Source organism: Tabrizicola sp. (assembly GCF_041919135.1).
Taxonomy (GTDB): domain Bacteria; phylum Pseudomonadota; class Alphaproteobacteria; order Rhodobacterales; family Rhodobacteraceae; genus Tabrizicola.
Genome location: NZ_JAYRUJ010000007.1, coordinates 160,573 through 172,727, shown reverse-complemented (window position 1 = coordinate 172,727; position 12,155 = coordinate 160,573). Strand labels below are relative to the sequence as shown.

Below are 12,155 nucleotides of genomic sequence, written 5' to 3'. Positions count from 1 at the left end.
ACGTCTGAAGGACTGGCGCAGGGTCGCGACCCGCTACGATAGATGCCCAAAAGTCTTCCTCTCCGCCGTCGCACTCGCCGCAACCGTCATGTTCTGGCTATGATCCGAGAACGAGTCCTGACCCTAGTGCGAATGCTCGTGGCGCGCCAGCCGATCGTAGAAGGGGTTCTCCGGGCCGATCCTCTCGGCCTGCCGAAGGAGAAGGTCTGCCGCCTGGTCGGGGTGATATGGCCGGGCCGGATCGAACGCTTCCCGCGCCACCAATGCGCCTTTCGGAAACTCCCTGGCCAGGAGATCGGTCGGCGACTTCGGCTCGGCCTGCCGGCTGTGATGGGACTCAAGGCGGCGGATCGATCGCTCCAGCCAGCTTTCGAAGGCGTCCAGCCGTCCGAAGAGATGCCGCGCCAGATTGATCGCATAGCAGCTTCTGAACGCCATCCTCGGTTCTTCGAACGACTGGTAGAAGACTTCGTTGATGATCCCGATGGCGATGACCGATGGCCCGAGGATCGGGCCGCGCCATTCGTCGTCGACGATTCCGAAGAACTCGGTATGTCGCGGGTCCATCTGCGCCGGCCATCCCGCCTCGATATAGGCCGCCAGCGTCCTGTCGCCGGTGAAGGCCGAGAGCCATGCCTCGATCCATTCGCAGACGGCCAGCGTCAAGGCGGTATTGGCGCGCTGCGTGAGGAGGTCGAGCCGGGCGAAGAGCGTCTTTTCGGCGAAGTAGAAGTATCCCAAGACGCGCCATTCGTCCCAGGCGTGACCTGCCTGCCGGGGATCGGGCAGGAGCGCAAGATCGCGGCAGAGAAGGGGATGAAGCACGGGGACGCCTCCGATGGGTCAGCGCGGCCTTGGCGGCGACAGGTAGGGATTCCCGGCGCTGTCCGCGGTCTTCAGGAAGTCGGCGTAGAGGAGGTCGAGATCCCCCGGCGCCAGGTCTTTTGCCGGGTCCAGGACCTCGATCGGGACCGGCTGGCCGAAATTCCGCCGCTTGACCCGCAGCCATTCCTCGTCGGTGTCATAGGCGGATCGCGTCGTGAAGACCTGCCCGGGGTTCGCCGCGTAGAGGTCCAGCCGCCGGATCGACTCCTCGAGGAACCTGCGCAGGAATTGCTCGTGATCCTGGCCGAGGATGACCTCGAGGAGCGCCACCACGTTCTTCGCGGCCTGCATCGGCGGAAAGCTGCTGTGCTGCCCGGGGCTTTGCTGGAAGACGCCCGTCGCCCGGGTGAACACGGCTGACACGGCCTGCTCCGCGACGGGTGGCGGGCTGGCCGGCTTTGGCCGCCGGTAGCCGCTGTAGGCGGCGGGGTCGGCTTCGAAGCAGAGCAGGACCTCGGCGAGCAGGTGCAGTCGCCGGGTATCGGCCACCAGTTCCAGCCGCCGCGCCGCAACCAGGGCGCAGCCCGCGATGAAGGTGATCACGGCGGCATTGGTCTTGCCCAGAAGCGCGCGCTGCAAGGGCGTTTCGGTGGTCGGCGCGATATAGGCGTCGGCGCCGCGCCAGGCGAATTCGACCTTGGCCGCGCGGATGGTCTCGCTCACCGGAAGACGATCGAACAGTGTCACCTGGCTTCTCCCGCTTCAGTCGCCCGTCTCATAGGGGTTCTGGCAACGATCGACGGGCTGGTCGTTCTCGTCGCAGATGTAGATGGCGATGCATCCGGCCTCGCACATGCATTTGATGCTGTTCTGGCAATTGGTGCATGGTTCCGGGGGCATCTGGCTGCCTCCCGATCGCCAGTTGATGCTGAGCACCACCGTCCCGCCGGGGCCGTTGCCGAACCTTCGGCCGATGTCGTTCAGGATGTTCAGTTCCGCATGGGCCTGAAGCCCGCCGATCGGCTGCGTGCAGGCTTCGCAGATGTCCATCCGGACATGCCGGACAGTCTCGTCGTCGCGCTGGACCTGGACGAAACGGCCCGTGTTGCGGCGCGTGTCGATCGGGCGCGACAAGGAGTTCGAGAACACGCTTGCAAGCTGGTTGGAGCAGCTGACGCCGGTGAACGGCGCGTTCCCGACGGCCCCCGACCGATAGAAGCCGTGGCTGACCGTGTGGTTCTGGTTCACGTTGTTCGCGACCTCGGGGCCGCATTCGGCATTCACGTTCTCGCGGAAATACTCGTTCTTGGCGCTGAGGGCCTGACAGTCGCTTTCGCTGGGCGGCTCGGGTGGCGTGAGCCCGGCCACGCTGGCGTTCACGCCCCCGTTCGGATTGTTCATGTGGTTCGTCGTCGTGAGGTCGGTGAACCTCTCGGCCCCGCCGCCCTCGAAGATGACGTCGAAGGAATAGGCCGCGAATTTCAGCGCGCCGGTAATCTTGTGGCTGATGACGCCCGCGCCGAAGCTGTTGGTGGCCGGTTCGTTTCCGGTGATCTTCGAGTATTTCGAGGCGTTCTTCTTGCCCGCTTCCTTGCCCTTCACGAAGACGCTGGTGCAGCCGTCGGTCGTGTCGGACGCCATGCCGAAGTTGGGATAGGGGATCGGCACCGGCCCGGCAGGCGGCGGGGGCGGCGAGAGGCAGACGTCGGGCATCGCGGCGATGGTCTTGTTCGGGGTGGCCTTGCCCGAGACCTCCAGCCCGTTGGCGAAGACGCTCATGGCCGCATCTCGGCGGTCAGGGCCGTGCGGCGGCCGTCGTCTTCGCCTGCGAAGCAGAGGGCGCGGTTCTGGGGCAGCAGGCCGGCGCGGCCCATCTCGAAGGCCCAGGCGAGTTGGGCGGGCATCAGGGCGGAGCCGACCTCGCCCATGTATTCGATCAGGTTGCAGTGTTCGACATAGCCGCGCGGGCGGCGGGAGCGGCCTTCGGGCGGGGCGCGGTCCAGGCGCATCTGGGCCATCATCTGCTCCTTGAACTTGAAATGCTCGCCGTTCAGGTCACCGATCAATGCCGGGAAATCATAGAACGGAATCCCCGTCACCGCCAGCGCGGCGCGGATCGCCTGGGTCAGGCCCGCACCCGTCACCGCCTGCTCGCGCGAGCCGCCGTCGCGGCCGGGCTCCATCCCCGCGCCCATGCCGGTGATCGACAGTTCCGGTCCTCCAGCCGTCCCGCTGCGGGCGACGAGGATGGCGGCGGCGGCCTCGCCCAGGGTGAAGCCGGAGGTATTGGCGCCGCAGAGGAGGCGATTCCGAGCGATGTAGTGCTCGGCGATCACCTGGCGCAGCAGGCTTTCGACGCCGACGAGAATCTGCAGCGGGTGGCGGTCGGATTGCCGGGCGGCCGTGGCGAGGAGATGGGGCAGGCCGCAGCGACCGCCGCCGATGACGCCCGAGCCGGGGGGCAGCGGGCGGCCGAGCTTGCGGGCGAGGCCGTCGAGGACGAGGGTTTCGAGGCCGGGGGGGCGGCCGGGGCGGTCCGGGGGCGCGACGGTGACGAGGATGGGGATCTCGGCCGCCGGGCGGCGGAAGGCGGCGGGGAGGTGGGCGACCTGGGCCAGGCATTCCTCAATCGGCGGCATGGCGAGATCGGGAAGGAAGCTGGGCCCCTCCCACCATTGATGCGCGGCGACGCGGAAGCAGTTGAGATTGGCGCCCGCGGTCGGATCCCAGAGGTTGCCGGTCTCGGAGCCGATGATCTGGCCGCGGATGCCGGCGATGGTCGAGGGGCCGTCGGGACCGAGCGCGGACCAGATGCCGTAGCCGATGACCGAAAGGCCGGGGGCGATGCCTGTCTCAGCCATGGCTTCCCCCCGGCCAGTGGGTTGCGCCGTCGAGCGGGCGTTCGACGATGATGGCGCGGGCGAATTCGAACAGGTCGCGCTCGGCGGTGATGCGGGTGCGCCAGGTCAGGCACATGCGGGCCGCCTCGGGGAGGAGGAGGACGGTGTCCAGGTTGGCGATGCGCTGGGTGACGCGGCCGGACTTGCGCTCGAAGGTCACGACGATCTGGGTGCGGGGGATCGCGCCGGAGAGGCGGCCCTCGGGCGAGAGGTTGACCAGTTCCACGGGCTCGCCGCCGGTGGGGTAGGGGATCTGCTGGTCGGGGGGCGAGGCCTGGAAGTAGCGGTCGTCGAAATCCATCGGCAGGAGGGGCACGCGGTTGTCGAGCCAGCTGTCGTCATAGGTGCCGGCATATTGGCGGCGGGGCAGCCAGCTGCGCCCCAGGGGACCGAAGGCCATGGGGGGATAGCCGCCATCGGGGGAGAGCGCGTCCTGGCCGAATTCCGAGGTCTGGGCCAGGGGCCTGCCCTCGCGGTTCGGGGAGTTGGGATAATAGCCGAGGCCAGCGGGGTTGTGGTCATAGCTCTTGGCCATCGCCGGGTTTTCCGCCTCGGGGTCGATGCCGCCATAGGCCTGGTCATAGCCGATGTCCTGCACCAGGAAGGGGCGTTTCGCGGAGGGCGTATGGCCCGCAGCGCCGCGCAGCCAGATGCGGCTGCCGTGGGCGGTGAACTTCTTGGCCCAGGCGCCGAGGCGGATGCCGACATCGACCGTGGTCGCGGGCTCGCCCTGCGGGGCATGGGCGCGGGCGTGACACAGCACGTCGCAGCGCGGGCGGAAATGGGCGAAATCGGTCTCGAACAGCGGGGCGTCCCGGGCGGGGTCGGGGCCGAAGACGTCGGCCTCGATCAGCGGCAGTTGCAGGAGGGCGACGCGGCTGGGTTCGCCGCGGGCGGGCGACAGGGTGAAGGTGGCGCGGGTGACGAGGACGATCTGCTCGTGCCCCTGCTTGTCCAGCGCCAGGGTGAAGTTCGCCGGGAAGGGGGTGGTGTTCTCCAGCCTCATGGCGCGGGCCCTACCATCTGCGGGTGAACCCCCGTGGCTGGGCATGCACCGGGCCGCGCCAGTTCGGCAGGGGCGCGTCGGGGGCGCGGGTGGCAAGCTCCAGCGCCAGGGCGCGCTGGTCGAGCTGGTAGGCCGCGATGGCCTCGATGGGGGGCTGGATCGTCCAGGCGGGAAGGCCGAGGAGGTGGCGGGTCCCGGACACGAAGCGGGCGCGGTTCGGGGCGAGCCAATGGGCCAGCTTCTCCGGGTCGGGCCAGTAGAGCTTGGCCTCGATGAAGCTTTCCTGCGGGCAGGCGGCGACCAGGGGATCGTCGGGGTCGTCGGGGAAGGTGTCCAGTTCCAGCGACCCGGCCGAGAGGCGGGCGCCGGTGATCGTGCAGAAGGCGGCCCCGGCGATGCGGGAGAGGACCGGCTCGGACATCTGCCGGAGGAGCCAGTCCAGCGTGTCGCCCGCGCCAAGCGCGCCGGTGGCCAGGATCCCCCAGCGTTCGGTCTGCCGGTCGGACATCAGCCGCGCGATGGCGGCGCGGGCGGCGCGGTCGTCGAGGATGAGGGGCAGAAGCTCGGCCACCATCCGGGCCTCGGCAGGCGGGGTGGCGGGGGTGATGAGGGTGGCGAGGATCGCGGGCGAGGCGCGGCGGTCGCCGAGGAGGGCGGCGGCGCGGGCGGCATGGACGCGCAGCGCCGGGTCGGCGGTTTCGGCGAGGCGGGCCAGCTCGGGCGCGAGGTCGGCGCGGCCCAGCTCTCCGGCCAGCTGCATGGCGCGGGCCGCGACGCGCGGGTCGCGATGGGACAGGAGCGGCTTCAGGTGGCCCTTGGGGTCCACGCGGCGCAGGCCGCAGACCTCCAGCGCGATCCGGGTGGCCATCGGGTCATGCCCGGTGATCCAGTTCCGCATCCGGGCCGCCATCCGGTCGGGCGCGCACCAGGCGGCGGCGAGACCCAGGGCGGCGACCTGCCCCCACAGCAGGACCTCGGGCGGGGCGAGGGCAGAAAGCGCGAGGTCGGGCCGGGCATGCAGGCCGAGGTGGAAGGCGGTGAAGACCTCGCCGAATCCGGCCGCGATGGCGAGCGTCTCATGCGCCAGTTCCAGCCCGGTGTCGCGGGCCATGGCCAGGGCGTCGAGATGGCCGCCGAGGCGGGACTCCAGATCGAAGATCTCGACCAGGCGGAAGTTCGGCCCGTCCTGCCCGAGCCGCAGCTGCGACACGACGAAGGCCGCGTTCTCCGCGTGAAGCCGCATGATCCGGCGGTTGACCAGAGGCGCGTTGCAGTTCATTCGCAAACCGTCCCGCGAGGGCTGCGCTGGGACCAGCTTAGAGCAAGACGGGCCAAAGCCAAGCCCGGCATTCCGGACCCGGTGCCGCGCATCGCGAATTCGGGCGCCGGTCTATTGCACCGCCTCGATCCGGTGCGGGACGATGACCTGGCCGCCGTCGCGGGCCAGCAGGACCTCGGGTTCGACCTGCCAGCCCTGGCGGATCGCCTCGGAGGTCAGGAGCGTGCCGGGCGGACCGCAGGCCATGAGGCGGCCGGCCTGGAGGAGGGCGAGCCGGTCGCAGAAGCGCGCGGCCATGGTCAGATCATGCAGGGCCATCACCACGATGGCGTCCTGGCGCCGGGCATAGGCGCGCAGATGGCCGAGCACGGTCAGCTGGTGATGCAGGTCCAGCGCCGAGGTCGGCTCGTCCAGGACCAGAAGCCGGGGCCTGCGCACCAGCCGCTGGGCCAGAAGCACCATCTGCTGCTGGCCGCCCGAAAGGCTTTCCAGCGGCCGGTCGGCCAGCCGCTCCAGCCCCAGCGCCGCGAGGGCCGCGGCGGAGGCGGCCAGGTCCTGCGCGGCGACGCGCCAGCCCAGCCCCTCGCGCCGGCCCAGCAATACGCATTCCAGCACCGAAAGCCGGGCGGAGACCTGAAAGGCCTGCGGCATGAAGCCGATCTGCCGCGCGGCCAGGGCCTCGCCCGACCATTGGGTGGCGCCGGCGCCCCCGATCCCGGCAAGCTGGCGCAGAAGCGTCGACTTGCCGGCGCCGTTCGGTCCGATCACCCCCAGGATCTGGCCGGGGGCGGCGGTCAGCCGCAGCGGTTGCAGCACCGTCACCCGGCCCTTGCGCACCTCGCCTATGGTTGCGGTCAGCATCAGCGTCCTCCGGCGGGTTTCAGGGTGAACAGCACGGCCAGCAGCATCGGGATGCCGGCGATCGCGGTGATGATCCCGACCGGGATCACCGCGCCGGGCGAGAGGAGCTTGCCCGCGACCGAGGCCGCGACGAGGATCAGCGCCCCCGTCATCGCCGCCATCGGCAGGGCGAAGCGATGGTCCTCGCCCACGGCGGCACGGGCGACATGCGGCGCGATCAGCCCGACAAAGCCGATGGTGCCGGTGAAGCTGACCGCCCCCGCGACCAGGGCCGCGACCAGAAGGAAGACCCGCCGCCGCATCGCGTCCACATCCATGCCCAGGCTTGCCGCATTCGCATCGCCCAGCCGCAGCGCGGTCAGGTTCCAGGCATCGCGCAGCACGAAGGGCAGGCAGAGGAGCAGGATCGCCCCGCTGACCTGCACGCTGGTCCAGCTGGACTTCAACAGGCTGCCGAACAGCCAGAAGACGATCTGCTGCAGGACCTCGGGGCTGGCCATGAACTGCACCAGCGATTGCAGCGCCTGGAAGAAGAACAGGACCGCGATCCCGGCCAGGACCAGGATCTCGGCCTGCGCGCCCTTGAGGCGGGCCACGAGATAGACCAGCCCCGTCGCGAGGAGCGTCATCGAGAAGGCGGCCAGCGGGGTTTCCAGCCATGGCGGCAGCGCCGTCAGCCCGCCGGCGAGGATCGACAGCGCGGCACCGAACCCGGCCGCCGCCGAAAAGCCCAGGGTGAAGGGGCTGGCCAGGGGATTGGCCAGGATCGTCTGCATCATCAGCCCGGCAAGGCCCAGGCTTGCGCCGACCAGGATCGCCATGAGGGTCTGCGGCATGCGGATCTGCCACAGGATCGCGGCTGCCGCGCGGTCCGCGCCCTGCGGTCCGGCCCGGAACGCGCGGCTCAGCGCCTCGAGCGACATGCCGGAGGGGCCGGTCACCAGATCGGCCAGGATCAGCGCCAGCAGCACCAGCGCGGCGACCAGGGCCGCCGCGCCGCGCAGCCTGATCCGGCGGGCATAGCCGCCGATGCCCAGGCCCGGGTCCGTCATTGCAGCTTCTGCACGAAGATGCCGTCCAGCGGGATCGGCAGCCATTCGGCGTAATAGGCCGCCAGCTCCGCCTGCGGGTCGACATCGGCGAAGGCCTCGGGGTGCAGCACCTTGCCGAGATAGCGGGCGAAGACGAAATCCGACAGGGACCGCGCGCCGCCGTGGTAGATCGCATGGACCTCGCCGGAGGTCACCGCCGGAAGATCGGCCCATCCGGGACGGGTCAGGTAGTTGGCCATCCTGGCCTGCACCTCGGCGGCATCGGCAGCGAAGCCCACGCGCACCGCCTCGGGCGAGGAGAGCCATTCCGAGCCGGCCAGAAGGATGACCTCGGGCTTTTCGGCCAGCACGTATTCCGGCGCCAGCGGGCCCCAGTTCTCGACCTGGCCGCGGGCGATGTTCGCGCCGCCCACCAGTTCGATCGTGCCCGCCCACATGCCCTTGCCATAGCTGTTGCCGACTTCGGCCGGGCCCTTCCTGGCCAGTTCGACATAGACCTTCTTCGGCGCATCGCCCGCCGCCGCCACGCGCCGCATCGTATCGGTGATCCGCGCCTCATAGAGCGCGGCCAGCTTCTCCGCCCGGTCCTCGGTGCCCATCAGCGTGCCGATGACGCGGGTCGAGGCGAGATGAGCCGCAAGGGTCTGGGCGTTGTAATCGACCACGACGACCGGGATGCCCGCCGCCTCGAGCTGGGCGATGCCTTCGCCCAGGGCGTCGAACTGCCAGCCGGCCAGCAGGGCGACATCCGGCGCGGCCGCGATCGCAGCCTCGACCGAGAAGGTGTCGGTCTCGGTATCGCCCACGTCCGGCAGGCTGTCGATCATCGGGTAGACGGCCTTGTAGGCCTCCCATTGCATCGGGCGCCATTCGGCCCAGGGGGCGCGGGAAATGGCGACGACCTTGTCGATCCCGCCCGGGCCGGTGATGGCGATGAAATCCTCGTAGTAGAAGCCCAGAAGCACGCGGTCGGGGTGATCGGGCAGGGTGACCGACCGGCCCTTGAGGTCGGTCAGGGTGATGTCGGCCGAAGCGGGCAGGGCGGCGCCAAGGGTCAGCGCGGCGAGAAGGGCAAGTCGTTTCATCTGGAGTCTCCGTGGGGAAATCGGGTCATCGGCAAGGCTGCCGCGGCGCGGGCGACCACCGTCGCCCGCAACGGATGTGCAGGGGTCGGCAGCCGGGGCCGCGGGGAAGGACGGGTCATGGATGGACCTCGGGTCGGGGCGCGCGGGGGGCGCCCGGAGTGATCGGGGTTTCAGGGAAACGCGATCAGGCCAGAGGTGGGGCACGCATCCCGCGTGCGGGATCGAGAACGCTGCGCACCGCGCGGCTTTCGCGCGGGGCGACGACCGCGGCGACGAAGGCGAGATCCGCGTCGCGCAGGCCGAACATCGCCGGCGGCAGGTCGGCCGCACCGGTGATATGGCAGGCCGGGCAGTCGCCATGGGCCGGAGGGCCGTGGTCTACGCCCCCGGCGCAGAGATCGGAAAGCGCGCCCCCGGCAAGGACGAATGACTGTTGCGCGCTGTCGTCCGTGGAAGGGATGCGATGCGCGAAGCCGGTCGCCGCAAGCCCCGTGGCGATGACGGCCAGGAGGAGCAACCGCTGAAAGAGGACCGACATTGCCCGCATCATGCGATACTCTGGCACCGCTTCGCGACTCCGGCAACCGGATTTGCGGGGGTGCGTCACCGTGGCGCCCGTGTCGTCAGACCCGCTCGCGCCCATGCGGGGCCAGCCAGTCGATCCGGGGGTTGATCGGCAGGATGCGGTACGGATTGATCGTGTCGTGGCTGTGGTGGTAGTGCCGCACGATATGGTCGAACTTCACGGTCTCGGCGACGCCGGGCCATTGGTAAAGCTCGCGCAGCCAGCCCCAGAGGTTCGGATATTCCCTGATCCAGGCCCGGTTGCACTTGAAATGCGTGTGATAGACCGGATCGAAGCGCACCGCGGTGGTGAAAAGCCGCCAGTCGGCCTCGGTCAGCCGGGGGCCGGCCAGGTAGCGGTTGGCGGCCAGATGCGGTTCCAGCCAGTCGAGCGTGGCAAAGACCTCGGCCACCGCCTCGTCATAGGCCGCCTGCGAGGTGGCGAAACCGGCGCGGTAGACGCCGTTGTTGAAGGCGGGATAGATGCGGTCGTTCAGCGCGTCGATCCGGCCGCGCAGGGGTTCGGGATAATAGTCGTCCCGGTTGCCGGTCAGCCCGTCGAAGGCCGAGTTGAACATGCGGATGATCTCGGCGCTTTCGTTCGAGACGATGGTCTCCGTCGCCTTGTCCCAGAGGACCGGCACCGTCACCCGCCCCGAGGCCCGGGGATCGGCGCGCAGGTAGAGGTCGCGCAGGTAGGGCAGGCCGTAGAGGCGGTCGCCGGTGGCGAGGGGGAAGTCGGTGCGGAACTCCCAGCCCTCGGACAGCATGTCGGGATGGACGACCGAGACCTCGACATGCGGCTCCAGCCGCTTCAGCGCCCGGAAGATCAGCGTGCGATGCGCCCAGGGGCAGGCGTAGGAGACATAGAGGTGGTAGCGCCCGCTTTCGGCGGGAAAGCCGCGCCGGCCGTCGGGACCGGGCGCGCCGTCCGGCGTGATCCAGTTGCGCCAGGCGGTGACGGTGCGCAGGAAGCGGCCGCCGGTGCTGGCGGTGTCATACCATTGGTCGCTCCAGACGCCGTCGACAAGCTTGCCCATGGTGAGGGTCCTTCAATGGTTCCAGCCCCCGGGCCAAAGCAGGCCCGGGGGGATCGTCGCGCGCCATGCCGAACGGCAAGGATGGGCCGGGGACGACGCCGGGTCAATGCGTCTTGCCCGGACCGGGGGGGGCGGCCGGACGAGGCTCGGCCGCCGGGCCGGGCCTGTCGTGCGGGGCCGCCCCGCAGGCGCAGGATCAGCGGGCAAAGGCGTCGTCGGAGGTGACTCGCCACACCATGGCGCCGCACGGAATCCGAGGATCCGCCGAACCCGCCGCGGGGAGTGAAGCGGTCCCGGCAAGATGTTGATGCATGGTAGAAATCTGGTGATGGCGGAGACGAAGGGAGACTACGCCAGTCCTGCCAAACCGACAGCAAAGCATTGATGCGGAAGAGAAATATGTTAGCTGCGTTGTCCATTCTTCAGGTTGCCCACACTGGACAACAGCTTATCCAGCGCAGGACGGCTCGACAACTGGCCGATGGCGATCATCGTCAGACAAGGGGCTGGCTTTGCTTCCATAGGACGTCATAGGCGTCCGACTTCATGGAAGCGAGTTCTGGATCGGCACGGGTGAGAGAGGCGGCGGATCGCTTCCCTATGTCCTTGAGTGACTGCGAGACGAGCCATACCTCCTCGCCATCCAGAATGATCAGTCGGTCGTGGAGTGATCCATCTGGAGCAAGACGCGTCTCTACCTCGGGGGTTGATCGGTTTGGGGTGGTGTTCCACTTCTGGGACGATGCCAGGAGGGCAGGTTGCAACTTGGGTTGGGCCGCAGTCAGGATACGGACAGATCGACTTGCCACGATGTGAGGCACGAGATCGGTGAACACACCACCGCTGACATAGGGATCAACGATGAGTAGGTCGTCAGCCTCGCGCTGCATGATCCTGACAAGCGCCGCATAGCCGTTCCAAGTGTCTCCAGCCGCGATGAAGGCCCCTTGCAGTTCAGCAGGTAGCCTTAGCTCCAGCTGGCTCATGAGGTCGTAGAGCGGTTGCAGCAGTTCGGTCCTACTGTGTGAGTAGGATTGTAGGTTGGCACGTGCGAGCCTGAACGATGTCAACAGCACGAGAGACCCCGCCGCTTCCAGCAAGGCTGCTACCCTTCCCAGCCACTTTTGCTCGGCTTCGCCGTAACGTCCATCGTAGTCAAATGCGGGTGCCTCGCGGATGGCGGCGTGAGCGAGGGCCAGTAGCTGTTCCGGAGAAATCGCTTGCTTCATGGCTGGAGGGTGGTGGGAAGTGCTTTCCAAGTCAACTAGCGGGCTAGGTGGGGGGTGTTGTGGCCCACCATTAGAAGAGCAGGCCGATAGCCAAAGCCAGTAGCGGGAGCGGCGGCTTGGCTATGCAAGCCTTGGTAGGTGCAGATGCATACCTGCTCAATCTCCAGAAACGACGGTAAGCCAATGACAACGAAGAAGAAAAGGCGGTCTACCCCGCCCAATACCGCGCAAGGTGCCGGTTGAGCGTGTTCTCACGGATGAAGTCACCTTCCAACCAAGGGGAGGGGGGCTGAACGAAGCCCACGTTTCCTCTC

12 protein-coding genes and 1 pseudogene are annotated in these 12,155 nt (G+C 68.6%); 1 reads left to right on the top strand and 12 read right to left on the bottom strand.

Going from position 1 to position 12,155, the window contains the following annotated elements; genetic code table 11:
* A pseudogene (locus ACE3UA_RS07840) lies at positions 1 to 103 on the top strand (IS5/IS1182 family transposase); the annotation flags it as partial.
* A 20-nt stretch (positions 104 to 123) separates the two neighbouring features.
* Here ACE3UA_RS07840 and ACE3UA_RS07835 read toward each other — a convergent pair.
* The 12 genes from ACE3UA_RS07835 to ACE3UA_RS07780 form a co-directional block, all read right to left on the bottom strand.
* Positions 124 to 825, bottom strand: coding sequence for a hypothetical protein (locus ACE3UA_RS07835; RefSeq protein WP_374643860.1), 702 nt, complete (start codon positions 823 to 825; stop codon positions 124 to 126).
* Between the two features lie 18 nt (positions 826 to 843).
* Positions 844 to 1,572, bottom strand: a complete 729-nt coding sequence (locus ACE3UA_RS07830) for a hypothetical protein (protein WP_374643859.1) — start codon at positions 1,570 to 1,572, stop codon at positions 844 to 846.
* Positions 1,573 to 1,587: 15 nt separating this feature from the next.
* Positions 1,588 to 2,604, bottom strand: coding sequence for a DUF4150 domain-containing protein (locus ACE3UA_RS07825; protein WP_374643858.1), 1,017 nt, complete (start codon positions 2,602 to 2,604; stop codon positions 1,588 to 1,590).
* Positions 2,601 to 3,686, bottom strand: a complete 1,086-nt coding sequence (locus tag ACE3UA_RS07820) for a 3-oxoacyl-ACP synthase (protein WP_374643857.1) — start codon at positions 3,684 to 3,686, stop codon at positions 2,601 to 2,603. The genes ACE3UA_RS07825 and ACE3UA_RS07820 overlap by 4 nt, the downstream gene beginning before the upstream one ends.
* On the bottom strand, positions 3,679 to 4,731 hold the full coding sequence (locus tag ACE3UA_RS07815; RefSeq protein WP_374643856.1) for a DUF2169 domain-containing protein: 1,053 nt from the start codon (positions 4,729 to 4,731) through the stop codon (positions 3,679 to 3,681). The genes ACE3UA_RS07820 and ACE3UA_RS07815 overlap by 8 nt, the downstream gene beginning before the upstream one ends.
* 10 nt (positions 4,732 to 4,741) lie before the next feature.
* On the bottom strand, positions 4,742 to 6,010 hold the full coding sequence (locus ACE3UA_RS07810) for a HEAT repeat domain-containing protein (RefSeq protein WP_374643855.1): 1,269 nt from the start codon (positions 6,008 to 6,010) through the stop codon (positions 4,742 to 4,744).
* 111 nt (positions 6,011 to 6,121) lie between these two features.
* A complete protein-coding gene (locus ACE3UA_RS07805; protein ID WP_374643854.1) occupies positions 6,122 to 6,871 on the bottom strand; it encodes an ABC transporter ATP-binding protein in 750 nt (249 codons plus the stop codon).
* Positions 6,871 to 7,923 (bottom strand): FecCD family ABC transporter permease, encoded by a 1,053-nt coding sequence (locus tag ACE3UA_RS07800; RefSeq protein WP_374643853.1) that lies wholly within the window; start codon positions 7,921 to 7,923, stop codon positions 6,871 to 6,873. The genes ACE3UA_RS07805 and ACE3UA_RS07800 overlap by 1 nt, the downstream gene beginning before the upstream one ends.
* Complete coding sequence (locus tag ACE3UA_RS07795) at positions 7,920 to 9,008, bottom strand: ABC transporter substrate-binding protein (protein WP_374643852.1); 1,089 nt, start codon at positions 9,006 to 9,008, stop codon at positions 7,920 to 7,922. The genes ACE3UA_RS07800 and ACE3UA_RS07795 overlap by 4 nt, the downstream gene beginning before the upstream one ends.
* Before the next feature lie 184 nt (positions 9,009 to 9,192).
* Positions 9,193 to 9,546 (bottom strand): hypothetical protein, encoded by a 354-nt coding sequence (locus tag ACE3UA_RS07790; RefSeq protein WP_374643851.1) that lies wholly within the window; start codon positions 9,544 to 9,546, stop codon positions 9,193 to 9,195.
* Positions 9,547 to 9,631: 85 nt separating this feature from the next.
* Entirely contained in the window at positions 9,632 to 10,612 is a 981-nt protein-coding gene (locus ACE3UA_RS07785; protein ID WP_374643850.1) for a glutathione S-transferase family protein, read from the bottom strand.
* 494 nt (positions 10,613 to 11,106) lie between these two features.
* Positions 11,107 to 11,841 (bottom strand): hypothetical protein, encoded by a 735-nt coding sequence (locus tag ACE3UA_RS07780; RefSeq protein ID WP_374643849.1) that lies wholly within the window; start codon positions 11,839 to 11,841, stop codon positions 11,107 to 11,109.
* Positions 11,842 to 12,155: the final 314 nt, after the last annotated feature.

Excerpts from the sequence above, each read along its gene's own strand:
- ACE3UA_RS07825 (WP_374643858.1), bottom strand. The coding sequence starts at position 2,604 with ATGAGCGTCTTCGCCAACGGGCTGGAGGTCTCGGGCAAGGCCACCCCG.
- ACE3UA_RS07810 (WP_374643855.1), bottom strand. The coding sequence starts at position 6,010 with ATGAACTGCAACGCGCCTCTGGTCAACCGCCGGATCATGCGGCTTCAC.
- ACE3UA_RS07790 (WP_374643851.1), bottom strand. The coding sequence starts at position 9,546 with ATGTCGGTCCTCTTTCAGCGGTTGCTCCTCCTGGCCGTCATCGCCACG.
- ACE3UA_RS07785 (WP_374643850.1), bottom strand. The coding sequence starts at position 10,612 with ATGGGCAAGCTTGTCGACGGCGTCTGGAGCGACCAATGGTATGACACC.
- ACE3UA_RS07800 (WP_374643853.1), bottom strand. The coding sequence starts at position 7,923 with ATGACGGACCCGGGCCTGGGCATCGGCGGCTATGCCCGCCGGATCAGG.
- ACE3UA_RS07820 (WP_374643857.1), bottom strand. The coding sequence starts at position 3,686 with ATGGCTGAGACAGGCATCGCCCCCGGCCTTTCGGTCATCGGCTACGGC.
- ACE3UA_RS07780 (WP_374643849.1), bottom strand. The coding sequence starts at position 11,841 with ATGAAGCAAGCGATTTCTCCGGAACAGCTACTGGCCCTCGCTCACGCC.
- ACE3UA_RS07805 (WP_374643854.1), bottom strand. The coding sequence starts at position 6,871 with ATGCTGACCGCAACCATAGGCGAGGTGCGCAAGGGCCGGGTGACGGTG.
- ACE3UA_RS07815 (WP_374643856.1), bottom strand. The coding sequence starts at position 4,731 with ATGAGGCTGGAGAACACCACCCCCTTCCCGGCGAACTTCACCCTGGCG.
- ACE3UA_RS07795 (WP_374643852.1), bottom strand. The coding sequence starts at position 9,008 with ATGAAACGACTTGCCCTTCTCGCCGCGCTGACCCTTGGCGCCGCCCTG.